Below are 24,280 nucleotides of genomic sequence, written 5' to 3'. Positions count from 1 at the left end.
GGTAAATGGCCGGGCAATTTTCTGCTGATGCCCGTCTGTTTGGCGAGCTTTCCTGAAGAAGCTTACTTCTCGTCACGACGTCCGGGCTCTGCAGCCCAGATGCGGCGAATGTGCACCGTCACTTCTTCACGATCGTGATACAGCTGACGGGCCTGGATCTGGGCATTAATGCCGTTGGCCTTCAGCTTCTCGTCGATCATCGCCAGGTTTTGCGACACTTCCTCGTAACGCTTTTTCATCGGCAGCTTGAGGTTAAAGATCGCCTCACGGCACCAGCCGTTAACCACCCAGTCAGCCATCAGGTTGGCAACGCGCACCGGCTTCTCAACCATGTCGCACACCACCCAGTAGATATTGCTGCGGGTTGGGCGGTATTTGAAGCCGTCTTCACGGTGGTGAAATACCTGACCGGTATCCATCAGGCTTGGCGCCATCGGGCCATTATCCACCGCATGAACCATCATGCTGCGTTTCACCAGCTGATAGGTCCAGCCGCCTGGACAGGCGCCTAAATCTACCGCGAACAATCCGCTGCCCAAACGCTCATCCCATTCATCGGCCGGGATGAAAGCGTGGAAGGCTTCTTCCAGCTTCAGCGTGGAACGGCTTGGTGCATCGGAAGGAAACTTCAGGCGCTGGATGCCCATAAACAACGGCGAGTTGTTTTTCGGCATTGAGTAGCCAACATAGCAACAGCCTGGGGCGATAAAGAACACGTGCACCACCGGACGGCGATCGGTCTCGTACTTCAGCAAAATGCCCGCGGCACGCAGGCTGCTGCGCAGCGGTACGGTGAACTTACGGCAAAACTTGAGCAGCTCTTTGCTTTCGTTAGTGTCGGGTACTTCGACACGCAGTTCGCCGCCCTTCTCGACAAAGCCGGTCAGCATGCCGGTCACCGGCGTAACGCGGTCTTCCGGCGGCAGGTCGCGCAGCAGTTCGCCGACCACAATCATCTGGCGGGCAAAAATCAGCTCGCTGAAAGGCAGCTCGGCAATCAGCTTTTCCGCTTCTTCCGCCTGATAGCACTCAAACAGCACATAGCCGGAATCGTCTTTTACCCGCGCAAAGCCAAACACTTCACGCTGGGCGGCTTTAGCGGTAATTTCTGCCGCACACTCTTTCTCAAAGCCCTGACGGCAATACAGTAATACTTTATTCATGGCGTTCTGCCCTTTTTTTCAGACGCAGCGCGCCAACCAACATCAAAATCCAGCCAATCAGGAAGCAGGTGCCGCCGATTGGTGTAACGAAAACCCACAGCTTCAGGTGCGAGAGTGCCAGACAATATAAGCTGCCACTGAACAACACCGTCCCCAGGGCCAGCAAAGCGCTGCTCCAGTAAAACCAGAAATTAGCCCGGCGGATCATCGCCGCAGCCAGACCCATGATCGCCAGCGTATGGAACGCCTGGTAATCCAGACCGGTTTTAATCCAGGCCATTTCCGCTGACCCCAGCGATTTACTCAATACGTGGGCGCCAAAAGCACCCAGCATCACATAGACAAACCCGCTTATTGCTGCAAAAACCAGCATCGCACGACTCGACATTTCCCAGATCCTCAGAGGGTGCACGCGCCGCCATCAGGCCACGCGGCAAAAAATCACATCTCAGCTCTCGTATCGAAAGCGGAATTTTTCTTGTTCACTGGCGGCTTTTGCCAGGATCCACTGCCGGAAGGCGGCTATTTTACCCAGTTCTGCCTGACTGTCATGACAAACCAGATAAAAAGCGTTTTTACTGACTAAAACGTCATTGAACGGGCAAACCAGCCGTCCCGCTTCCAGCTCGGTTTGCGCCATCACATTATTCGCCAGCGCCACGCCCTGCCCGTGAATTGCCGCCTGCAGCACCATCGCGCTATGGCTGAAGATCGGCCCTTGCTGCACATTAATATGCCCAACGCCCAGCTGCCGGGTGTAAGACTGCCAGTCCCGGCGCGAGGCATCATGCAGCAACGTCTGGTTAGCCAGGTCTTCCGGCGTCTTCAGCGGCTTATCCCCGGTCAACAGTAAGGGCGAACAGACCGGCAGCAGATATTCGGCGTAGAGTTTTTCCACCCGCAGGCCCGGCCAGTTGCCACGACCATAAAAGATAGCCACATCGACATCATCGGCCAGCTTCTCTTCGTCGCGGTCCACCGCAGAGATCCGTACGTCGATCCCCGGATAAGCTGAGTTAAAGCTGGTGAGCCTCGGCACCAGCCACTGAATGGCAAAACTGGGCAGCAAACTGACCGTCAGCGCGCCCTTTGCACTGCGCGCCTGAAGCTTGCGCGTCGCATCATTCAGCGAGGTAAAAATCTCTTTAATGTCGAGGTAATAGCTTTGCCCTTCTTCGGTCAGCAACAGCGAACGATTGCGACGACGGAACAGCTTCAGCCCAAGAAAGTCCTCTAATGACTTAATCTGGTGGCTGACAGCGGCCTGAGTGACGAACAGCTCTTCGGCGGCTTTGGTAAAGCTGAGATGACGCGCCGCGGCATCAAAAACCCGCAGAGCATTTAAAGGGGGAAGACGTTTTGACATGGTTACCGGATACTTTTGAACATCATCGGAAGTAACACTCCTGACGGAGCTTTACGTATTAGTTTTTTTTATCCGAGACATTATAATTTGTCCGTTGAGGATGTACCAGCAAATACCTATAGTTGCCGCACTTCCTGAGCCGGAACGAAAAGCAGTTTGAAATTGGGGCGGAAACGCCGGATTTTGAAGGGCTTTTGGCTTGTGGTCGTGATGTTGTGTTTGCATTTGATCTGACGCTTTTCAGATCTGATAGCCTGGCTATCTTTTATTCCTGTAGATTTACCCTGTCTGTCCATAGTGATTAATAGCACCGCAAATTGCGGTGCTTTTTTTTTGCCTGAAGCTTACTGGCCCATCTCAACCATTTCTTTCACGTCAGAACGGTTGATCTGCTGTTTGTTGCCATTGGCATCCTGATAGCTGATCATACCGGTATCGGTGTCGACCACAGGTTTGCCGTCTGCGACGATAGTGCGGCCATCATTGGTATGCATCACATAGTTGCTTGAACAAGCAGCCAGGGTAAAGGTCATGGCACAGGCGGCCAGAATTGCAGCAAATTTTTTCATCTTTATTCTCCTTGAAGACGGTAATCCGATAAATCACCTTCAGAGCACGACCTGTTGGCAAAATGCGGGTAAATTGCCTGCCAAAAGGGTGCTTATCTGCTGGTAATGTTTTAAAGCTTTCCTGAAAAAGCATAACCCGCTTTTCCAACTTTGCCAGGAATATGCCTGTTATTCAGAGTGGTCCTGAGTGATACCGCACCAATACATCATTAGTCGAGGAAATTATGACAAGCTTTAATCCCGCCCTCTTTCGTCAGCATTTCCCGGCGCTGGCTGATGCTGGAGTCTATCTCGACAGTGCGGCCACCACCTTAAAACCCTCGGCAGTGATTGACGCTACCCGGCAGTTTTACAGCCTCAGCGCCGGCACCGTTCACCGCAGCCAGTTTGCTGCTGCCCGTGAATTAACCGAAAAATATGAGCAGGCGCGCGAACAGGTTGCCCGGCTGCTGAATGCCCCGCTGGCGACCAATATCGTCTGGACCAAAGGCACCACCGAAGCGATTAACCTGGTGGCTCAAGGCTATTTTCGTCCTCGTTTAGCGCCAGGTGATGAAATTCTGGTGAGTGAAGCCGAGCATCACGCCAACCTGGTACCGTGGCTGATGGTTGCCGCCCAGACCGGCGCAAAAGTGGTGAAGTGGCCGCTGGGCAGCCATCTGCTGCCCGATATGGCCTTGCTGCCTGAACTGCTGTCGTCAAAAACCAAAGTGCTGGCACTTGGACAAATGTCGAACGTCACGGGCGGTTGCCCTGATATCGCTCAGGCCATCGCGCTTGCTCATGGTGTCGGTGCCAAAGTGGTGATTGATGGTGCTCAGGGCGTGGTTCACGCGCCGCCGGATGTGCAAACCCACGATATCGATTTCTACGCATTTTCTGCCCACAAGCTGTATGGCCCCATGGGCATTGGTGCGCTGTATGGCAAAACCGCGCTGCTGGAGGAGATGGAACCCTGGCAGGGCGGCGGCAAAATGCTGAGCAGCGTCAGCTTTGATGGATTCGTTCCGCAGCCGGTGCCGTGGCGCTTTGAGGCAGGAACGCCAAACGTCGCCGGCGTCATTGGGTTAAGCGCCGCGCTAAGCTGGCTGGAAGGCATTGATTTGGACGCCGCCGAGAGCTGGAGTTGTGGATTAGCCGATGTGGCAGAAGAACGCCTTTCCGCGCTGAGTGGATTCCGCAGTTACCGGGCCAGCCGCTCCAGCCTGCTTTCGTTTGATATCGCCGGCGTGCACCACAGCGATGTGGTCACGCTGTTGGCGGAAAGCGGCATTGCCTTAAGGGCCGGGCAGCACTGCGCACAGCCGCTGTTGCAGGCATTAGGAGTAAGCGGGACTTTGCGTGCGTCATTTGCGCCGTATAATACCCTTCACGATGTAGACGCGCTGGTCAAAGGGATGACCACCGCACTGGACCTGTTAGGCGATTAATCATGACTTCTTTACTGGCACCTCATCCCTTCGGCGAACTGATTACCGCCGACGGCCTGAAGCAAAAATTCTCGGCGTATACGCAATGGGAAGACCGTTATCGTCAGCTGATCCTGATGGGAAAACAGCTTCCGGCGCTGCCAGAGGCATTAAAAACGGCAGATATCGAACTTAGCGGCTGTGAAAATCGCGTCTGGCTGGGGCATCAACGGCGTGAAGATGGCAGCCTGCACTTTTACGGTGATAGCGAAGGCCGGATCGTGCGCGGATTGCTGGCGGTATTATTAACCGCCGTAGAAGGTCAGCAACCCGCCACTCTGCTGAGTCACGACCCGCTGACGCTGTTTGATGAGCTGGGATTACGTGCCCAGCTGAGCTCGTCGCGCAGCGCTGGGTTGAGCGCGCTGGCGGAAGCGGTGATCAAAGCGGCTAAGGAAAGCTAAGGCTCACGCCTGGTGCACGCCATCAGGCGCGCGCGGCTTTCGCCATCATCTTTTTCAGCACGTGGGAAACGGCAATAAAGCCAAAGGTTGCCGTCACCATGGTCGCCGCACCAAAACCTGACGCGCAATCCATCTTCTTCGGACCTTCCGCCGTGCTGCGGGAGGCACAAACCGAGCCATCCGCCTGCGGATACATCAACGCTTCCGTCGAAAATACGCAGTCGATCCCCAGCTTGCCCTTACTGTTTTTCACGATCTTAAAATCGCTCTTCAGCCGCTCACGCAGTTTGGCCGCCAGCGGATCCTGAATAGTCTTCGCCAGATCGGCAACCTGGATCTGGGTCGGATCGATCTGCCCACCGGCTCCCCCCGTGGTCACCAGCGGGATCTTGTTGCGGCGGCACCAGGCCAGCAACGCGGCTTTTGGCCGGACGCTGTCGATCGCATCAATCACATAGGTAAAGCCGGCGCTCATCAGCTCAGCCGTATTATCCGGGGTAATAAAATCATCCACGCAGGTGACTTTGCACTCCGGGTTAATCGCCAGAATACGTTCGGCCATCACGTCGGTTTTCGCCTGGCCAACCGTCTCTTTCAGCGCATGGATCTGCCGGTTGGTATTGGTGACGCAGACATCATCCATATCAATCAGGGTGATGGCACCAATGCCAGTGCGGGCCAGCGCCTCAGCAGCCCACGAGCCGACGCCGCCAATACCCACCACGCAGATATGCGCGTCGGCAAAAAGCTGCAGCGCCGGTTGCCCATACAAACGCGCCGTGCCGCCAAAGCGTTGCAGCCAGGCGTCAGAAAGAGAAGTCATGCTTTACCTCAGAATTCAGTGAAGGGCTGGCGAACCAGCCCGCTAACAGCCACGCTTACTGGGTCAGCAGAGCGGAACCGTTAGTGCTATTTGATGCAGAAGAGAATACCGGCACACCGGCACCAGGGGCTGATTTCAGTACCCAGACGCGGCCATAATGGTTGAACCAGCCGGCCATATGCCCCGCCTGCTCACCAATGCCCTGATAGATATCAAAGTGTTGGCCTTTGATCGCACCGCCAACATCCAGCGACACCATCATTCGCATCTCATATTTTCCGGTAAATTTACCGTTGTTGTCCAGTATTGGCACTTCGGCCAGCAGCGCGGTACCCGGCGGGATCAGCGAACGGTCAGACGCCACGGAGGCTTTCGCTACCAGCGGAACGGCGCTGGCTCCGCGCACCGGCGCAAAGTTTTCTGGCTTGAAGAACACAAAGGAGGGGTTCTGCTCCAGCAGTTCGCGCACCTGTTCCGGGCTGTGCTCTTCGCCCCATTTGCGGATCGCCTGCATCGACATATCTTCACGCTTCACTTCACCGCGATCGATTAACACCTTGCCGATACTGCGATACGCGTGGCCATTCTTGCCGCCGTAACCGAAGAAGGTCAGCGGACGACCGTCGCCATAATCCACGTAGCCGCTGCCCTGCACATCCATAATGAAGTTATCCATCAGCGAGTTGCTGTAGCCAACGATGTAGCGATCGCCCAGCGCGCCGCTATAAATGTCCGCACGGCTTGGCAGGCGTCCGCCTTTAGCACGCGCAGGCATTCTGTATAAAGGATACTGGAACTCGCCCTGGCGCGTGTAACGGGCCTGCAGCACCGGCGTGTAGTAACCGGTGAACTGCACGTTGCCATAGTTATCGGTGCCTTCCATCTGATAGGCATCCAGACCAAACTGGCGCAGCTGGCGCGTGTCGCCGCCCGCCATCAGCCAGGCTTTAATCGAACCGTAGGTGCCGGTCTGGCGGGAATACATCGCCGGCGACGCGTACTGAATTTCGCTGACCTGATCGCTGAAGTCTTTGCCATTCACCGGACGCCCTTTCGCATTCGGCTGATTGACCAGTCCGAGCGGCTCGTCCAGCTTTCCGTCTTTATACTGCTGGCCACGATCGGTCGGTTTTGAGGAACATCCCGCCAGCAGGGCAAGCAACGCCCCTGTTACTGCAAACTTCGCCCAACATCCTTTCATTATTTCACTGCCCTCTATGCGGAATTCCTCGCCGAAGATAGCAAAGGCACCGGGAGAATTAAACGGCTCAACGGTAAAGTTCATCGGTTGCTGTACGAGAATAAGGCAAATGCAGAAGAAGTGAGCAGTAAGCGCTATTTTGATGACTTTATTGCAGAAAGGGGTTGCATCAAAACTCCTACAGCGTATAGTGCGCTTCCACAGACGCGGGATGGAGCAGCCTGGTAGCTCGTCGGGCTCATAACCCGAAGGTCGTCAGTTCAAATCTGGCTCCCGCAACCATTTCTCTTCGGAGAATGTTCTGTGAACAGCAAGACCTGTTGTGATGGAAGCAACAGTATATCGGACGCGGGATGGAGCAGCCTGGTAGCTCGTCGGGCTCATAACCCGAAGGTCGTCAGTTCAAATCTGGCTCCCGCAACCATTTCTCTTCGGAGAAAGCAGTAAAAGAAAGACCTGTTGTGACGGAAGCAACAGTAGTACACTACGGACGCGGGATGGAGCAGCCTGGTAGCTCGTCGGGCTCATAACCCGAAGGTCGTCGGTTCAAATCCGGCTCCCGCAACCAACTTAACACCTTAACGGGTGTTTTTTTGTTTCTGGCCTCCGCCAAATTCCCCGCAATGGATTTGCCTGTCCGCTTTATGCCGGGCGAGCAGCACCCCGCCCCACAATCCCGATTATTTTCTGGGTGCCAGGCTTGCGCCACTGGCGAAGTACGCTTTGATCCCCGCCAGAATAGATTCCGCTACCTGATGCTGATAACGCGTCGTCCGCAGCTTTCGCTCTTCTTCTAAATTACTGATAAACGCCGTTTCCACCAGAATCGATGGGATGTCGGGCGCTTTCAGCACGGCAAAGCCCGCCTGGTCGACGGTTCGCTTATGTAAATGGTTCACCTTACCGATGCGGGACAGCACCTCTTTACCAAATTTCAGGCTGTCGTTGATGGTCAGGCTCTGCACCATATCGAACATGGTGTGATCAAGATAGCGATCGCCGCTCATGCTGACGCCGCCAATCAGGTCTGATTCATTCTGCGTTTGCGCCAGAAAACGTGCCGCAGTGCTGGTCGCGCCTTTGGTCGAGAGCGCAAATACCGACGATCCGCGTGCCGCACGGCTGGTGAAGGCATCGGCATGGATGGAGATAAACAGATCGGCACGCTGTTTGCGCGCTTTGGCCACCCTGACTTTTAGTGGAATAAAGACATCTTCGTTGCGCGTCATATAGGCCCGCATATTGGGCTGCTTGTCGATCAACACCTTCAGTCGTCTGGCAATCTTCAGCACGATGTCTTTTTCGCGGGTTTTATGTTTGCCGATTGCCCCCGAGTCTTCACCGCCGTGTCCCGGATCGAGCATGATCACAATCGGCCGATCCCGACCCGCCTTGCCCGGCAAAGCCGCCGCTGCAGGCTGGCTCTTTTCCAGATCGCCTTTGTTGTAATCTTCCAGTAACGCCAGAAGCGGATCGTCAGCATGATCGTAACTGCTGCCTTTTGCCGGATAGAGATCCAGCACCAGGCGATCGCGGATCCCGGCGACGGGCGCGAGGGTGAAAATCTTTGGCGACACATTTTGCTTCAGCTCAAGCACCAGCCGGACGGTATTGGCATCGAACTGCCCCACTCGGGCATTTTTAATGTAGGGATCGTCGCTGCGCACCAGGTTCCCGACGCCTTTCAGCGCATGGTTAAGCTGGATATTGGCAATATCAATCACCACGCGTTCGGGATGACTGAGCGCAAACTGCTTATATTTCACCGGGCGGTTGGATTCCAGCGTCAGGCGGGAATAGGTTGAAGACGGCCAGATGCGGATCGCCACCACGTGGCTGCTGGCGGCCAGGCCTACTTTGCTGACGCTTAGCAGCACGACGGCGCCGGCGCTTTTTAACCACCGGCGACGGCCAGGTGAGGGTAAATCGGACATGCTACTCCAGAGGTGTTTGCTGAACTGTGTCTAAAAAAAAGCCAAATGACTACCAAGTGCAAAAACTTTAGCGAATCCCTCCGGCGGTGTCACCCAGAAAAAGCGATAAAATGCAGCGTATTAGCGTGGCCGCCAGGGGAAGAAACCAGAAAATACTGAGAAATTGCCCCTTGCGCCCGGCCAATAAAAGAATAAAAATACACTTTTAGCGAATAATAATTCATAGAGGGTTTGCCGTGAAGGAACGGAGTACCGAGCTGGTTCAGGGTTTTCGTCATACCGTGCCCTATATCAATGCCCACCGTGGTAAGACGTTTGTCATTATGTTGGGTGGTGAAGCCATCGAGCATGAGAACTTCTCAAGCATCGTCAATGATATTGGCCTGCTGCACAGCCTGGGCATTCGCCTGGTAGTGGTGTATGGCGCCCGGCCGCAGATAGACGCTAACCTGGCTGAACACCAGCTGGAGCCGATTTATCACAAGCATACCCGTGTCACCGATGCGCAATCCCTTGAGCTGGTTAAGCAGGCCGCAGGCCGTTTACAGCTGGATATTACCGCCCGCCTGTCGATGAGCCTGAACAATACCCCGTTGCAGGGTGCGCATATTAATGTGGTCAGCGGCAACTTTATTATTGCCCAGCCGTTAGGCGTGGATGATGGCGTGGATTACTGCCATAGCGGCCGTATTCGTCGTATCGATGAGGAAGCGATTCACCGTCAGCTGGACAGCGGCGCGATCGTGCTGATGGGGCCGGTTGCGGTTTCCGTCACCGGCGAGAGCTTCAACCTGACCTCTGAAGAAGTGGCGACGCAGTTGGCCATCAAGCTGAAAGCCGAGAAGATGATTGGTTTCTGCTCCGAACAGGGCGTGACCAATGATGAAGGCAATATCATCTCCGAGCTGTTCCCGAATGATGCCCAGCAGCGCATTGAAGAGTTGGAAACGCGCGATGACTACCTGTCCGGCACCGTGCGTTTTCTGCGTGGTGCGGTTAAAGCCTGCCGCAGCGGCGTGCGTCGTAGCCATTTGATCAGCTACCAGGAAGACGGCGCGCTGTTACAGGAACTGTTCTCACGTGATGGTATCGGTACGCAGATCGTGATGGAAAGTGCCGAGCAGATCCGCCGTGCCACCATTAATGATATCGGCGGCATTCTGGAGTTGATCCGTCCGCTGGAGCAGCAGGGAATTCTGGTTCGTCGCTCACGCGAGCAGCTGGAGATGGAAATTGATAAGTTCACCATCATTGAGCGCGATAACCTGACGATCGGCTGCGCCGCGCTCTATCCGTTCCCGGAAGAAGCGATTGGCGAGATGGCCTGTGTGGCGGTGCATCCTGATTACCGCAGTTCCTCGCGCGGTGAAGCCTTGCTGGAACGCGTGGCACTGCAGGCGCGTCAGATGGGGCTGAAGAAACTCTTCGTGCTGACCACCCGCAGCATTCACTGGTTCCAGGAACGCGGCTTTACGCCGGTCGATATCGAACTGCTGCCGGAAAGTAAAAAGCTGATGTACAACTATCAGCGCCGCTCAAAAGTGCTGATGGCCGATCTGCGCCACGCGCGTCTCTTCTCCTGAAGACCAAAAAGGGGCGATTTATCGCCCCTTTTTAACGTCTCATCTCAGCCCGATTATTCGGTAAGCCGTTCGACCAGCCCGCTGCGCCTCAAGGTGCGCATTTTCACCGCGCTGTTTAACACGTTTTGCTCCGCATACAGCGTTAATCGTAATTTCGCGCGGGTGATGGCGGTGTAAACCAGCTCGCGGGTCAGCACCGGCGTGAACTGATTAGGCAGCACCAGCACGGTGTGATCGAATTCGGATCCCTGCGATTTATGCACCGTCATCGCATAGGCAGTATCGTGCGGCGGCAGTCGGCTGGGCTGTACGGCTTTGATGCTGCCGTCAGGCAGTGGGAAGAACACCTTCAGCGCCTGTTCCTCATCCAGCATCGCAATACCAATGTCGCCGTTAAACAGCCCCAACGCACTGTCGTTGCGGGCAATCATCACCGGCCGGCCGGGATACCATTTATTCGCCGCGCCCGGTGAACGACGGATCAAGCCCGCTTTTTGCAGCGAGACCTCAATGCGTTCATTCAGCCCCATCACCCCAAACGGCCCTTCGCGCAGCGCGCAAAGCAGCTGGAAACGGCTAAACGCATCCAGCACATCAGCAGGCTGTGCACCGGCTGCAAGGCGGCTCAGATAGTCGCGGTAACCGGCAACACAGCCATTAAGCAGATGCTGATATGCTTCGCTACTCCCCAAGGTGAAGCGCTCAATATCGGCGTAATCAGCGGCAAAGACTGCATCGACCTGGCGCGTATCGCCCGCATTGACGGCCAGCGCCAGCTGACCAATTCCTGAAGAGGCATCGAAGCGGTAGCTCTTGCGCAGCAGGCAAATGCTGTCACGCACCGGCGGCGCCTGCGGGTCTTCCCGGCCTGCGATAACGCAGCCCGTTAAGGCGCTCAGCTCTTCTGCACGCGCAAGACTGTATCCTGTTTCAGCGCAGCGGCAGATATCGCCCAGCACCGCGCCCGCTTCAACCGAGGCCAGCTGATCGCGGTCACCGAGGAAGATCACCCGCGCCTGCGAAGGTAACGCGGCAATCAGGTTAGCCATCATCGGCAGATCGACCATCGACGCTTCATCCACCACCAGCAGATCGAGGTGCAATGGGTTACCGGCGTGATAACGCATTCTCTGACTGCCGGGCACCGCACCGAGCAGGCGGTGCAGCGTGGTCGCCTCAGCCGGGAACCGCTGTTTCTCCTCGTCACTGACCTCCAGCCGCTGCAGGGCTTTGCCCAGCGATTCGGTCAATCGGGCCGCGGCTTTACCGGTTGGCGCGGCCAGACGGATACGTACCGTCTCTTGCGACAGCGAGAGCAAGGTGGCCAGCAGTTTGGCCACTGTGGTGGTTTTACCGGTGCCCGGTCCGCCGGAAATCACCGAGATCTGACGGGTGATCGCCACCGCAGCCGCAATCTTTTGCCAGTCATCCGGCTGCTGACCAAACTGCCGATCGAGTGCTGCGCGCAGCTGCTGCGGGTCGAATGCGGTTACAGCGGCTTCCCGTCCAATAAATCGCGCCACCTCTCCTTCAGACTGCCACATGCGGTGCAGGTAAAGACGCTGCTGATGCAAAACCAGCGGAGTGGCCGTGGAACCGTCACCGACGGCCTCCGAATTTTGCAGCAGGTCCAGCCAGTCTGGTTCACCCGCTGCCAGCCACAGCTGACGGGCAAGTTCAGGCTGTCGTCCGTCAAACAACGCCTGTTCGGTAAACTGGGCCAAAGGCAGGCAAACATGCCCTTCTCCCGCTTCCGCGCTGACGCAGGCCGCGGCCAGCATTAAAGCAGGATGATCTTCAGACGCAATCATGCGGGCAAACTGTATATCCAGCGAGCGGAACAGCCGCAGTTCACCGGCCTGTTGCAACAGCGCGGCTATCCCTGACATACGTCCTCCTGCGCGGTAGCGGCAAACAGCGCGTCCAGCGCGGTGATAAACCCAACATCCGGCCGCGTTCGGTAAATACCGTTCTCGCTGGCGGTGCCGTCCACGCCGCGTAAAAACAGATAAAATACGCCACCAAAATGCTGCTGATAGTCATAATCCGCCAGACGATGGCGCAGATAGCGGTGCAGCGCCAGGCTGTAAAGTTGATACTGCAAATCATAGCGGTGCGACTGCATTGCCAGCGCCATCGCCTCTGGCGTGTAGTCTTCAGCTGAAGCACCGAGCCAGTTGGATTTGTAATCGAGCAGGTAATATTTCCCCTGCCAGCAAAAGACCAGGTCGATAAAGCCCTTCAGCATCCCCTGAACCTGCTGGAAGTTCAGTGGAGGACATTCGGCTGAAAGCGGATCGTGGTGGCGAATAAGCTTATCCAGCGCCGAAGCGGTCAGCATTTGTTGAATCGGCAGATAGAACTGCAGCTCGACCTGGCGCTTATCGGCAGGAAGCTGGCTGAGGCTGACGCCGGAATCATCCAGCGGCGTTTGCAGAATCCGCTCCAGCCAGGCCTTCATCACCGGCAGCCAGGCAAGGTCATGTCCCTGCGCCAGCAGCTGCTCGCTGAGCCACTCATCCTCAACGGGTTGCGTAAAGTCCAGGTTTTCAAAAAGCCCGTGCAGGAAGGTCCCCGGCGCCGCGCCGCGCGGAAAACTGTGCGGCGTCAGTTGGCTGATCAGCGGGTTCTGACCTTCGCCTGCGGCATCGACGTCCAGCTTGGGTAGCAGGTCAAAGGTGACCGACTGTCCGTGTTGCTGAAGGCCGGAGTAGCTGGTAACTCGCCATTCATCGCGCAGCGTTCGGCCGATCTGCTGGCTGCTTAATACCTGCTCTTCATCCTGCACCGGCTGCCACGGTGTGGCATCTGGCGCTGCGGCGGCAATCACCTCAATAGAATCATTTTCCAGTGACTGAAGATGGCTGAGCAGCTGGCTGGCATCAGCAGCTTCGCCCTGTTGAACCAGATAGCCCAGCGCGCTGCGATGCAGGTCACTGTTGCCCTCTTTCTTGCGGTTGCCTTTAACCAGTGGCGCAATGCCTACGCTGCAATGCCAGACCGAACGGGTCAGCGCCACATACAGCAGCCGCAGATCTTCGGCCAGCCGTTCCTGCTCGGCCAGCTCAACACTCTCTTCATCGTCACGTAAATCCAGCAAAGCCTGATAGCTCTCACGGTCGTGATAAATGCCCTGTCCCGCTTCGCGATAGTTGGCGACAAATGGCAGCCAGACCAGCGGATACTGCAATCCTTTGGATTTATGGATGGTGACGATCTGCACCAGATGACGATCGCTCTCCAGCCGCAGCTGCTGGCTGGATGACTGCCCGTTGGGCTGAGCCACTTCCTGCGCCAGCCAGCGAACCAGCGCATGTTCGCTGTCCAGCTGGGCCGAAGCTTCCTGCAGCAGTTCACCGAGATGCAGCAGGTCGGTCAGCCGCCGTTCCCCGCTCTCTGAAGCCAGTAAATCTTCGGCAATCTTGCGGTTAATCATCAGCTCACGCAGCATCGGCAGTACGCCGCGTTTTAGCCAGCGTTGACGGTAGCCGTCGAACTCATCCACCAGCGCATCCCAGGCACGCTCATTCTGATTTAGCGCATCCAGCGTGACCGCATCCAGACCAAAAATGCTGGTGGCCAGCGCGCTGCGCAGCACGCGTTCCTGCTCCGGGGCCAGAACCGCCTGCAGCAGCCAGAGCATTTCACGCGCTTCCGGTGTGGTGAAAACGCTGTCGCGGTTTGAAAGATACACTGAGGGAATATTCAGGCCATTCAGGGCTTCACGCATCACCGAGGCTTCACCGCGGCTGCGAACCAGAATGGTGATATCAGAGGCCTGAACCGGGTGACGTTTTTCGCCTTTGCCAATCAGCGCAGTACCTTGCTGACCCGCGGTCAGCCAGTGGCAAATTTCCGCCGCGCACTGACGAGCCATAAACTGTTGGTAATCACTTACTCCCACGCCATCGCCAGGCTGCAGCCAGAAGCGCAACGCCGGTTGCTCAGTGCCATCCAGAGTAAAACTCAGGGCGGCATTTGGTCCGGCAGGTTGCACCGCAATAAACGGGATATCGCTGAATAAAAACGGATGTTGTTGCTGAGAAAACAGACGGTTAACGCTGTTAACCATGCCCGGAGAAGAGCGCCAGTTAGTCTCCAGCGTATAGTGGGCACTAACTTCATTACGCGCTTTCATATAGGTGAAGATGTCTGCACCACGGAAAGCGTAAATCGCCTGCTTCGGGTCACCAATCAGCAACAGCGCGTTCTCGGGCTGCCTGCCATACAGGGTACGGAAGATGCGGTACTGCTGCGGATCGGTATCCTGGAATTCATCTATCAGCGCCACCGGATAGCGTCCACGGATAGCCTCAGCTAATGCGCCTCCGGCCGGTTGCTGAAGCGCACTGTCCAGCCTGCCCAGCAGATCGTCAAAGCCCAGTAACGCGTTGAGCTGCTTCTCTTTTTGCGTGGCAAAACGGATTTCACTTAAGGCGCGTGCGATCACCAGCTCACGCAGAGAGAGAGGCTCCGCCAGGAAGCGGTCTATCTCGTCAAACAGCGGATGCTGAGGTGCTTCACCCTTTTTGGTTTTCTCCAGCAAAACCCGCTGACTAAAACGCTCGAGATCTTTGGGGAAGCTGTAATCCTGCGTCTCTTCCGTCGCCCACTGATTAAGCTTCTCCAGCCAATTAGGTAAGTGCTTACTACTGTAACTGCGCTTATCCACGCCAGAGTTAGCAATCACATCATGCAGATTTCCCGCGGCCAGCCAGGCGGCCTTCAGCCGGTCAATCTCGGCAATGATTTTTTCATGCCGCTCGGTAAAGGTTTCCTGCAGATTGGGCGGGTGTTTGAGTGACGGTGCTTCACCGTTCAACCAGGGCGATAGCGTGCTGAGCAACTGCTCCGGCCCCTGCCACATCTGGGTCATTACCCGGGCAATCGGCAATGGCAACGGATAACAGTAGCGACGCCAGAAATCAGCCGTGGCCTGTCGGCGTAACGGATACTCATCTTCAATCAGCTGTTGTTCAAACAGCATGCCGGATTCAAAGGCGTTGAGGTTGAGCATGCGCTGGCAAAAGCCGTGAATGGTGAAGATCCCGGCGTCATCCATCTGGCGCTCGGCGGCCAGTAACTGGGCAGCGGCCTGCTGTAAATCGGGGATTTGCTCAAGGAGTTGGGCCAACATCACATCTGAAGACTGCCCCCGCACGCAGGCGATGCGCAGCTTATGGATGTTTTCCCGGATGCGGCCACGCAGTTCAGCGGTGGCCGCCTCGGTGAAGGTCACCACCAGAATTTCCTCTACCGGCAGAGGGCGGCTATAAGCCGCTTCGCCGCCCAGCCCTAATAATAAACGCAGGTAGAGCAACCCGATAGTAAAGGTCTTGCCGGTGCCTGCCGAGGCCTCGATAAGCCTTTCTCCCTGCAATGGCAGCGTTAAGGGATCAAGGCGCTGGGCAAGTTGAGTCATGGTTTATCGCTTTTCACCGGGAAAGATTGCTGCAGTTTGGACACTTCTTTCCAGTTGGTAAAGCCTTCTGGTTTGGCATAATCCGCCTTATCGTGCTGACTGCCTGAAATTTGTGATAACAGCGTCAGGCCCTGCGGTTCAATCACCGCCTTGTGGAAGAAGGTTGCCATTTTTTCCGGCGTCAGCGCCTGGATCTGCGCAATCACCTTCTCGCGCGTATCAAACTGGTAGTTTTCACGGTTGAAGTCTTTGCTGAAGCGCCCGGCTTCTTCATCCAGGGTTTGCGGTCGCTGCTTCAGCTCGTTGATCATCGACGCCTGATACTGTGCAAAATCGTCTTTGCTCATCTCACGCAGGCGTTTTTCCGCGGTTGGATAGAACGCCTGGAAACGGGTCAGCAGGTAGGCTGGCTGCTTCACGTTACTCTGCAGCAGGAAGCCAATGCCCCACTGACGGCCAACCGGCATCTGGAAGGAGAACACCGCATAGCCCAGTTGCTCTTCGGTACGCAGCTGGTTGTAGAACCACGGCTGGATGATCTGGCTTAACAGCGCGCTACTGGCAACGCTCTCATATTCCGGATAGCCCAGCGGGACATACAGCGCGGCCAGCGCAGAATCCGTACTGCTGCCTTCATCCTGCAAGTTGGCGGAGGTTTTCTTGTCGATGTACAGATACTGACTGTGCCACCAACTTTCTCCTGAGCAGTTCAGCTGGCTCTTCACGTCCGTGGCCAGGGTCTTAGTGGCGTCTTCGGTCATGTTACCCACCACCATCAGCTCCGGCGTCGCCTTCTCCAGCAGCATATTGCGGTAGGCTTTTACGTCATCCAGCGTGATGCCCGCCACCAGCGCACGGCGTTCGCTGCGTTGGGTGTAAGGCAGTTGCGAAACCATCTGGGCAGGCTGAATGGCCAGCTCAAAGGCTTTGCCCTTCGCTGCGGAGGCCAGCCGCTCGAGATACCAGGACTTCGCCTGATCCAACATCTGCTGATCGGGCTGGTAGGTGGCGTAGCTTTTCAGCAGCTCTTTCATCAGTTCTGGCAGATGCTGGGTGAACCCACTGGCGCTAAAGGTCACGCCATCGTCTTCACCGGTGGAGAAACTGATCCCCGCCACCGAGGCCTGAGAATTCAGCTCGTCCAGCGCCAGCCCGGCCATATAATCATTCAGCCCGTACATCACCTGATTTTTAGCCGTGCTCATCGCCTCTTTATTACGCAGCGAAAGGGTAATACTGGCCTTGGGGTCATCGGCGTAATACTGGCTTGGCATATAAAACACCCGCAGACCTGGCTGATTCACCACTTCGGCCGGATGATCGTATTTATGATCCGGCTTAATCAGGCTGAAATCGTTTGGGATATACGGGTTAAGCACCGGCAACGACAGGTCGATTTTTTCACTGGCCGCCTGCCACTGCGCGAAATGCTCAGGGGTGATGGTATCGACCTGATAAGGCGCGTTAACGAAATACGCCACTTTGTTGTGAGGTTCATCCGGGCTGATATACCAGATGCGGGCATTCTGTGGCGTCATGCCGTCAAGACGGGCCTTGATCGCCTGCGGATCGTACTGGTCGGCGATATAGGGGGCGTCCAGGGTATCGGCAACCGGAACCCGCAGCATGGTGTCAGCCAGCCATTCGATATAATCCATATCACGGGTAATGGATGGGTAACGGAAATCGAGATTCAATACGTTGGCGACTTCATCGAAATAGCGCTTATCGATGCCGCCAGTGCGCAGCGTATTCAGATAGCTGAACACCGCCGCAACCACCCGATCGCGGTCAGCCTGGCCCTTATCGGTCAGCGAAACGGAAATAGAGAACACGCCGCCGTTGCGGTCAACCACCGGGTCGGCGCCGGCATCAATGGAATCCGCCAGCCCCTGATTTTGCAGCCAGTCAGAAAGGGTGTTCTTACTGCGGTTGCCAATCAGATAGGCAATCAGCGTGTCGGTCTTACTGCGGAATTTGTCGCTGTTATTTTCAATACGGAATTCAATTTTCAGCTGCTTGCGCGGTTGAGCAGGAACGTAATGAATGATGATGCCTTTCTGCTTGTCGGTGACCACCGGCACGGTGATAGCCGGCACCGTCGCATTACGGTTTGCCACCCGGCCAAAGGTTTTGGCCGCAATGGTCTGCAGCTCATCCATCGGCTTATTACTGTAAATCACCGCCTTCATCAAATTGGCAGAGTAATAACGCTGATAGAAGGCGGTTAACGCATCGTGCAATTTGCTGTCCGGCTTGTCCTTCAAAGTGTCCAGATTTCCGCCGGAGAACAGCGAGCTTGGGTGATCGGGATTCAGCGTTTCGGCACCCACTTGCGCCATACGCAGGCCGTCGCGTGAGCGAGCCATGGTCAGTTCCGCATTGACCGCATGACGCTCACGATCGGCATTGACCGGATCCAACAGCGGTTCGGCAATGGCATCCGCCAGGCGATCGACCGCCGGTTCCAGCGCGTCGTTTTCCACTTCAAGATAGAACGCGGTGCGATAAGACGCGGTGCTGGCATTGTGGCTGCCGCCATGCTTTTTAAGGAATTCGGCCAGGTTGTCAGGTTGAGGATAGCGTTTTGAGCCCATCAACAGCATATGCTCAAGGTAATGAGCCAGCCCTTGTTGGTTGCGCGGGTTTTCTAAGGAGCCTACGGGGATGGTCAGCGCGGAAAGCGATTTTGTCGCCTGCGGGTCGGAAACCAGCAGCACCGTCATGCCATTATCCAGCTTGATGGCCTGATACTGACGAGGGTCTTTTTCACTCTTGCGGATCGTTTCAGGGATCGGCTGCCAGCCAGGTTGTGCCTGTACCAAAGGGCTCAACGTAAACAGCAGGAAAAGCGTGGAAAACCAGACTGCATAACGACGCATTCAAACTCCTCGACGATCTAATCTTCTGGCTTACCGCCCCGGTGCGGGCAGAGCGGTAGCAGACATTTAACCTGGATATTTTCTTTGACGGCTGTGGACGAAAAAGAAACAAGAAAGTAAAAAACGACAAATGGTTATAAAGTAACACTACAGGATGTCTTACTGCATGTCATTCATCTGCAGCAGCGGCAGCAGCCAAATTTCCGCGTTGTGCGAGATCTGCTGCACTATTTCATCATCCAGCGTGCGGAACAGACGGGCCAGATAGGGATCGCTGCCCTCACCTTCAATCTGCATATTCCCCTGCCAGGCCTGCAACAGCTTGATACGGGCTTTGGCCTGCGTGCCATCATCCGTCAGCAGCTGTCCGGTCTTTTCGTCATAACAGGCTTCCAGCCAGGCACCGCCGGTTCGCGGTAATAACAGTAACGGTGAGCACATCCCCTGCTGGTAGCCTTCGACATAACGATCCAGCCATTCTCCGGCCTGTTCAGCTGGCAGTGCGGGAAAGCGCCACTGACTCTCTTTGCGGCCAACCATCCGGCTTTCGCCCTGGCCGCCAAGCGTGCAGTAAACCAGGTGTTCCAGCCACAGCGATAGCCCGTCGGTAAAGTTAAGGTGGCCCGGCCGCCAGCGCAGTAAGCCATCATCCTGAACCTGCGGCAGCCAGCCGTTCAGCTGTATCCCGCCGATCGGCAAGGCAATTTCCCAGCTGACCGCCCCGGCGCGCTGTTCGCGCACGCGACTCGCCAGCTCGGCCATCTCTTCCTGTTGCTCCAGCCAGAACAGCTCGCCATAAGCCCCATAGGGAAGATTCCCTGAGGCACGCTGCCGGGCGTAAAGCGGCTCGCTCGGCTGTTCATCAATCAGGGTATTAAGCAGTTGGGTGTTGACCTGATAACGACTGAGATTATCGAGGGTGAACGGCTCCGCATCGGGTAAACCGGCCTCTTCGGCGATAAAACTTACCCCCAGCCGCTGGCTGAAAAAGGCCCGCACCGGATGCCGCCAGAAACGCACCAGCTGCTCGAAATTAAGTTCCGCCATCTCCAGCACTGGCAGCGGCTGCATAAAGGCGGGATGCGGCACGCCGCTGGCATTGGCAGCAGGCAACCATTCGGCGGCAAAGCTTTTGAATTCGGCCTGCGGCGAGAAATTTTCCGCGGCAAAAGGCATCCGGCTGTGCAGATGATGCAGATGTCGTATCACCGCCTCGGCGCTTTTGTCGACGTCGAGCGACTGGTCCTCCGGCAGGCAGAAGCTCTGGCTGATGTACTCGACCAGTTCGCTAACCAACACCGATGGGAAGCGCTCCGAGTTGTCCTGAATGGTGCGCCCGATATAGCTGATATACAGCTGCTGCTGCGCCGAGTTAATCGCTTCCAGGAACAGATAACGGTCGTCATCGCGACGGCTACGGTCGCCCTTTTTCGGCTGCTGGCTCATCAGGTCAAAGCCCAATGGCGGCAGCGTGCGCGGATAAACCCCGTCGTTCATTCCCAGCAGGCAAACCACCTTAAACGGGATGGAGCGCATTGGCATCAGCGTACAGAAGTTGATGGGACCGGCGAGGAAGCGCTGGCTGATCCTTTCCTGATCGAGGCGGGAAGCCAGTTCATCCCGCAGCAGGGAGAGCGGAACAGCCTGTTGATACTGCGCCTGGATGCCGTAATTAATCGCCTGCTGCCACTGCTCTTCAATCAGCGCCAGCGCCGCTTCGGTATCGGCATCGCCGGCAAAGAAATCCTGCAGCAGCGTCCGGCACAGCGGCAGCCACTCTTCCAGTGGTCGCGTGGTATTCAGCAGGGTTCGCCAGTGGCGCAAACGCGTCAGCAGCTCGGCCAGGTTGCCGGCCAGTTCTGCAATCAAGCCGCTGGACTCATCATAAGGCAGCACGCCCTGCCAGTGACCGCTTTCGCTGTTCATCGCATAGCCCAGCAACATCCTGGTCAGGCCAAATTGCCAGGTATGCTGCCCGGTCGGCGGCAGTTCCAGATCGCGGACGGTATCGTCATCCAGCCCCCAGCGGATCCCGGACTCTTCCACCCAGCGGCGCAGGCGCTTCAGCCCTTCTTCATCAATGGCAAAGCGGTTTGCCAGTGCCGGAACGTCCAGCAGCGCCAGCACCTCTTCTGAGGTGAAACGGCTGTCGGGCAAACTCAACAGCGAGATAAAGGCCTGCAAGGCGGGATGGGCCTGACTGGCGCGGCGGTCAGAAATGGCAAACGGCAGATAACGCCCGGCGGGCGCATTACCAAATACCGCCTGAATAAACGGGGTATAAGCATCAATGTCGGCCACCATCACAATCACTTCACGCGGAGACAGCGCAGGATCGTCAGCCATCATTTGCAGCAGGCGATCCTGCAGCACTTCCACTTCCCGCTGCGGGCTATGGCAAAGGTGAAGGCTGATCGATCGGTCAGCAGGATCCAGCAGCCGTTTCGCCGTGCTGGTTTCCCACTCATTTTGTTGCAGGCCAATCACCGCGTTGTCTTCCAGCTCTAACAGGTCGCGCTGTACCGTTTGCAGCAAGGTAGTGGGCTCAATATCGACAAAGGCGTCTATTTCCTGGCACTCCATCTGGGCCAGCAGAAAGAGGTTATCCCTGCCCAACTTGCCCCAGGAGGCCAGCAATGGATTGCTGAGCTGCTGTTCTCCCGCGTCATTAAACAGCGCGGAGGCATCGGCCTGGCGGAACAGCGGGCTTTCACTCTGCCGCTGAAAATGCTGACGGCGGCGGCTCTGGAGTTTGGCGAGGAAAGCATAATCCTGAATGTCGCCCCAATAATGGCGGCAGGGATTGGTAAACAGCAGATGGATATCAATGTGCCTGCCCAGCGCTTGCAGCGCCTGCAGATAGACCGGTGGCAGGGCAGAAATACCGCAGATAAACACCCTGTCAGGCAGATTGGGCGGCCGCTCATTGCTGCTCTCAAGCTTACTGATAAAGCGTGCATAGAGATTGGCGCGGTGCCATTCGGGTTGGCCCAGTTCGGCGGTGTATTCCACCAGCGCGGCCCATAACGGTGCCTGCCACTGCTGCGCCTCACCCAGCCCGTCAATGATCTGACCTTTCTCCCAGCTGTTGAGCCATTCCGGGCGATAGACCAGATACTGGTCAAATAAATCCGCCACGCGGGAAGCCAGCTGGAAGAGTTTGCGCTTGTCCTGGTCTTCGGTCAGATAGTGCTGTAACAGCGTGAATTCAGGGCGTGTCAGCATCGCTGGCAGAATCGCCATCAGCTTCCAGCTCATGCTGGCTTTATTAAAGGCACTCTCTTTAGGAATGCCCGGTAAAACGCCAACAAACATGTCCCAGATAAAGGTCGCCGGTAACGGGAAGGCGATGTTGGCCGCAATACCAAACTGCTCAGCCAGCGACATTTGTAGCCACTGCGCCATGCCAGGGCTTTGTACCAGCACCACTTCAGACTGAAAGGGATCGCGCAGGGGCTGGTTTTCAATCTGAAAAGCCGCCAGCGATTTCAGCAAGTCCAGCTGATTTGAGTGGTAAACGGTAAACATGTCTGCTCCTTTTCCGGGATGTTGCTTTGCGCCAACACTGTAACCTGTCAGGGGCAGGTTGCAAATCGCCAGTCCCGTCACTCGGTGATATCGGGGCAACGCAGCAAGGTTAACTGCGCCTGACGTCCGAGCGGGCTGACCACCGTCGCAGTCAATAGCGGACAGTTTGCTGGCCCCACCTGCTGTACCACCGCGCTCTGCCAGTTGGCTGGCTGATAGCCCTCGAAACGCTGTAAGGCATAGCGCCAGGCCTCACGTTGTTGTGCCTGCTGCTGGAACCCTTTGGCCAGCGCCAGCTGATACTGCAGTAAGGCCGTTAAGCTGCAGGCAAACAGCAGCAGTGCAACCAGGGTTTCCGGCAGGCTAAAGCCCAGCTGATTTTTCATCGGGATAGCATCCTTCTTCCTCTGCCAGCGGGCAGTAATCAAGCCAGCCGTGGGGCAGCGTTTTGAGGCTCATCGCCTCCGGTCGTGCCACCCACTGATACTGGGCAATAGTGCCTGGCCCGCTGTCGCCCATTAACAGCTCGCGCGGGTCATTAATAGTCAGCAGGCAACTTCGCCAGCCGCTGGCGTTTTCCCGCTGACATTGCCATTCCGGCGCGACCGGCCACCGTTGTCGGGTTCCCCAACTCAACGCCGAGCTGGCCTGCACCCTTTGTTGCAGGAACTGCCGCTCATCATTGACCCGGCTTAGCCCGTCATCCAACTGCTTGCGCGTGGCATTGAGCAAGGCCGCCGATAACGCCAGTAGGATAATCACCATAATCAACGCGCCACCGCCCTGCTGCTTTGGTAAATCAGTCATAGATTGGCCGCGGTTAACCAGCGCTCCACCGTCAACCGAACGGAGGGAAAGGCTTTGGCGAAGGCGGTGATCGCCAGACGGATCTGGCGATCGACCTGGGTTGCCCGGAACGACTCGATGGTCACGGTGCGGGGATCGTTTAGCCTTTCCCAACCGCCACCGTCACACCGCTCGACGCCCCGCTGCGTTTCCAGACTGCCGTCACGCCAACGGTAGCCATAGAAATCGCTGTCGCTGCTTTCCACGCCTTCCCATTTGCCGTTACTGTTTTCATCCCAACGCACCAACAGGCAGTGGCCATCAGCGCCGAGAGTCAGCCCCTGTCCGCGACATTCTCCCCGGCAATATCCAGCCCGGAGCACCGATTTTTCCAGGGTGAACATCATCAACTGCAATTCTTCCTGCAATTGAAAGCGCATCAGGGTTTGCAGATTGTTGCGTTGCAGCACCGGAAGCAGCCTGGCGGCGCTAAGCAACAGCACGCTACTGATGGCCAGCGCAACCAGCATTTCTGCCAGGCTGAATCCCGTCTGCTTCACAGGCAGTTATCCTCACATATCCGCACCCGTCCTCGTGACGACACCACCACATGCCGTTCACCGGCTTCCCCGGCGAGGACAATGCGGCCGGGACGGGCAACATTATTGCGGCCATAAAAGCCCATTTCCTCGGTCAGTGAACGCAAGCCGACCTCCGGCCAGGGTGCGGGAAACAGGCTGCGTGAGGCTTTGCCGCAGGGTTGCAGCGGGCCGCTGCCCACGCACCAGGCTGCCCCAGTGCGTCGCCAAAGTATCCGTGCGGCGTTGTGCTCATTCGCCTCGCTGCGCAACCGCAACAGGAAATGCTGGAGCTGGCGCGCGCTGTCATTCAGCCGTTGCAATTGCTGCCAGCTTTGCCAGCTGCTCATGGCACCGAGCGTCAGGATACTGGCAATCACCATGACGATTAACAGCTCGGCTAAGGTAAATCCGCTCATCGTTTTCATCGCTGTATTGTGCTTTTTACCCCACATCAATCCAGCGGCAATCCGGCAAAGCGTGCGGCGTTTTCCAACAAGAATTTAGCGTTGCAGCATAAGGACAAAGTATTTGCGGGGGCTCCCGTAAAATGATTTGCTGGACGGCGAAGC

18 protein-coding genes and 3 tRNA genes are annotated in these 24,280 nt (G+C 56.5%); 6 read left to right on the top strand and 15 right to left on the bottom strand.

Translation table 11 applies throughout. The features are described from left to right. Nucleotides 1–62: 62 nt before the first annotated feature. From rlmM to ACXKZG_RS04830, 4 genes are all read right to left on the bottom strand, one after another. Nucleotides 63–1,163 carry a 23S rRNA (cytidine(2498)-2'-O)-methyltransferase RlmM gene (gene rlmM, locus ACXKZG_RS04845; protein ID WP_013203580.1) on the bottom strand — a complete coding sequence of 367 codons (1,101 nt, stop codon included), beginning with the start codon at nucleotides 1,161–1,163 and terminating at the stop codon, nucleotides 63–65. Next, a complete protein-coding gene (locus ACXKZG_RS04840; RefSeq protein WP_013203581.1) occupies nucleotides 1,156–1,551 on the bottom strand; it encodes a DUF423 domain-containing protein in 396 nt (131 codons plus the stop codon). Before ACXKZG_RS04840 ends, rlmM begins: the two co-directional genes overlap by 8 nt. Nucleotides 1,552–1,611: 60 nt before the next feature. Next, nucleotides 1,612–2,529, bottom strand: a complete 918-nt coding sequence (locus ACXKZG_RS04835) for a transcriptional regulator GcvA (protein ID WP_013203582.1) — start codon at nucleotides 2,527–2,529, stop codon at nucleotides 1,612–1,614. Nucleotides 2,530–2,873: 344 nt separating this feature from the next. Continuing rightward, nucleotides 2,874–3,098, bottom strand: coding sequence for a YgdI/YgdR family lipoprotein (locus ACXKZG_RS04830; protein WP_013203583.1), 225 nt, complete (start codon nucleotides 3,096–3,098; stop codon nucleotides 2,874–2,876). A 224-nt stretch (nucleotides 3,099–3,322) separates the two neighbouring features. Between ACXKZG_RS04830 and csdA the strand changes: the two genes are divergently transcribed. Beyond that, on the top strand, nucleotides 3,323–4,528 hold the full coding sequence (gene csdA / locus ACXKZG_RS04825; RefSeq protein WP_134822642.1) for a cysteine desulfurase CsdA: 1,206 nt from the start codon (nucleotides 3,323–3,325) through the stop codon (nucleotides 4,526–4,528). Further along, nucleotides 4,528–4,971: a cysteine desulfurase sulfur acceptor subunit CsdE gene (gene csdE / locus ACXKZG_RS04820; protein ID WP_053143802.1), complete on the top strand. Its 444-nt coding sequence runs from the start codon at nucleotides 4,528–4,530 to the stop codon at nucleotides 4,969–4,971. Before csdA ends, csdE begins: the two co-directional genes overlap by 1 nt. 22 nt (nucleotides 4,972–4,993) lie before the next feature. On the opposite strand, the gene tcdA is transcribed toward csdE, so the two are convergent. Both tcdA and mltA read right to left on the bottom strand, forming a co-directional pair. After that, complete coding sequence (gene tcdA / locus ACXKZG_RS04815; RefSeq protein ID WP_105760081.1) at nucleotides 4,994–5,794, bottom strand: tRNA cyclic N6-threonylcarbamoyladenosine(37) synthase TcdA; 801 nt, start codon at nucleotides 5,792–5,794, stop codon at nucleotides 4,994–4,996. Nucleotides 5,795–5,849: 55 nt separating this feature from the next. Next, nucleotides 5,850–6,995 carry a murein transglycosylase A gene (gene mltA / locus ACXKZG_RS04810; RefSeq protein WP_013203587.1) on the bottom strand — a complete coding sequence of 382 codons (1,146 nt, stop codon included), beginning with the start codon at nucleotides 6,993–6,995 and terminating at the stop codon, nucleotides 5,850–5,852. A 205-nt stretch (nucleotides 6,996–7,200) separates the two neighbouring features. Between mltA and ACXKZG_RS04805 the strand changes: the two genes are divergently transcribed. From ACXKZG_RS04805 to ACXKZG_RS04795, 3 genes are all read left to right on the top strand, one after another. After that, a tRNA-Met gene (locus ACXKZG_RS04805) sits at nucleotides 7,201–7,277 on the top strand. A 65-nt stretch (nucleotides 7,278–7,342) separates the two neighbouring features. Further along, nucleotides 7,343–7,419: transfer RNA gene (locus tag ACXKZG_RS04800), tRNA-Met, on the top strand. Between the two features lie 67 nt (nucleotides 7,420–7,486). Further along, nucleotides 7,487–7,563, top strand: a tRNA-Met gene (locus tag ACXKZG_RS04795). Nucleotides 7,564–7,675: 112 nt separating this feature from the next. Here the strand turns inward: ACXKZG_RS04795 and amiC are convergent. Continuing rightward, nucleotides 7,676–8,929, bottom strand: a complete 1,254-nt coding sequence (amiC, locus tag ACXKZG_RS04790; protein ID WP_488875786.1) for an N-acetylmuramoyl-L-alanine amidase AmiC — start codon at nucleotides 8,927–8,929, stop codon at nucleotides 7,676–7,678. 236 nt (nucleotides 8,930–9,165) lie between these two features. Here amiC and argA point away from each other — a divergent pair, with 236 nt between their 5' ends. Continuing rightward, nucleotides 9,166–10,512 carry an amino-acid N-acetyltransferase gene (gene argA, locus ACXKZG_RS04785; protein WP_013203590.1) on the top strand — a complete coding sequence of 449 codons (1,347 nt, stop codon included), beginning with the start codon at nucleotides 9,166–9,168 and terminating at the stop codon, nucleotides 10,510–10,512. A 53-nt stretch (nucleotides 10,513–10,565) separates the two neighbouring features. Here argA and recD read toward each other — a convergent pair whose 3' ends face one another. The 8 genes from recD to ACXKZG_RS04745 form a co-directional block, all read right to left on the bottom strand. Further along, the gene (gene recD, locus ACXKZG_RS04780) at nucleotides 10,566–12,401 is read right to left on the bottom strand and encodes an exodeoxyribonuclease V subunit alpha (RefSeq protein WP_488875785.1); all 1,836 of its coding nucleotides are present in this window, start codon (nucleotides 12,399–12,401) and stop codon (nucleotides 10,566–10,568) included. Continuing rightward, complete coding sequence (recB, locus tag ACXKZG_RS04775) at nucleotides 12,389–15,934, bottom strand: exodeoxyribonuclease V subunit beta (protein WP_488875784.1); 3,546 nt, start codon at nucleotides 15,932–15,934, stop codon at nucleotides 12,389–12,391. Before recB ends, recD begins: the two co-directional genes overlap by 13 nt. Then, entirely contained in the window at nucleotides 15,931–18,816 is a 2,886-nt protein-coding gene (ptrA, locus tag ACXKZG_RS04770) for a pitrilysin (protein ID WP_134822647.1), read from the bottom strand. The genes recB and ptrA overlap by 4 nt, the downstream gene beginning before the upstream one ends. 159 nt (nucleotides 18,817–18,975) lie before the next feature. Then, nucleotides 18,976–22,344 (bottom strand): exodeoxyribonuclease V subunit gamma, encoded by a 3,369-nt coding sequence (gene recC / locus ACXKZG_RS04765; protein WP_488875783.1) that lies wholly within the window; start codon nucleotides 22,342–22,344, stop codon nucleotides 18,976–18,978. Nucleotides 22,345–22,421: 77 nt separating this feature from the next. Further along, nucleotides 22,422–22,730, bottom strand: a complete 309-nt coding sequence (locus tag ACXKZG_RS04760; protein ID WP_479995235.1) for a prepilin-type N-terminal cleavage/methylation domain-containing protein — start codon at nucleotides 22,728–22,730, stop codon at nucleotides 22,422–22,424. Further along, nucleotides 22,708–23,151, bottom strand: a complete 444-nt coding sequence (locus ACXKZG_RS04755) for a DUF2509 family protein (protein ID WP_488875782.1) — start codon at nucleotides 23,149–23,151, stop codon at nucleotides 22,708–22,710. The genes ACXKZG_RS04760 and ACXKZG_RS04755 overlap by 23 nt, the downstream gene beginning before the upstream one ends. Further along, nucleotides 23,148–23,696 (bottom strand): prepilin peptidase-dependent protein, encoded by a 549-nt coding sequence (locus ACXKZG_RS04750; protein WP_488876226.1) that lies wholly within the window; start codon nucleotides 23,694–23,696, stop codon nucleotides 23,148–23,150. The genes ACXKZG_RS04755 and ACXKZG_RS04750 overlap by 4 nt, the downstream gene beginning before the upstream one ends. Further along, nucleotides 23,687–24,127 (bottom strand): prepilin-type N-terminal cleavage/methylation domain-containing protein, encoded by a 441-nt coding sequence (locus ACXKZG_RS04745; protein WP_331426426.1) that lies wholly within the window; start codon nucleotides 24,125–24,127, stop codon nucleotides 23,687–23,689. The genes ACXKZG_RS04750 and ACXKZG_RS04745 overlap by 10 nt, the downstream gene beginning before the upstream one ends. Nucleotides 24,128–24,280: the final 153 nt, after the last annotated feature.

It is taken from the genome of Erwinia sp. 2186, assembly GCF_057812255.1.
The sequence above is the reverse complement of the archived record's forward strand: the minus strand, read 5'-3'. Positions and strand labels throughout refer to the sequence as shown.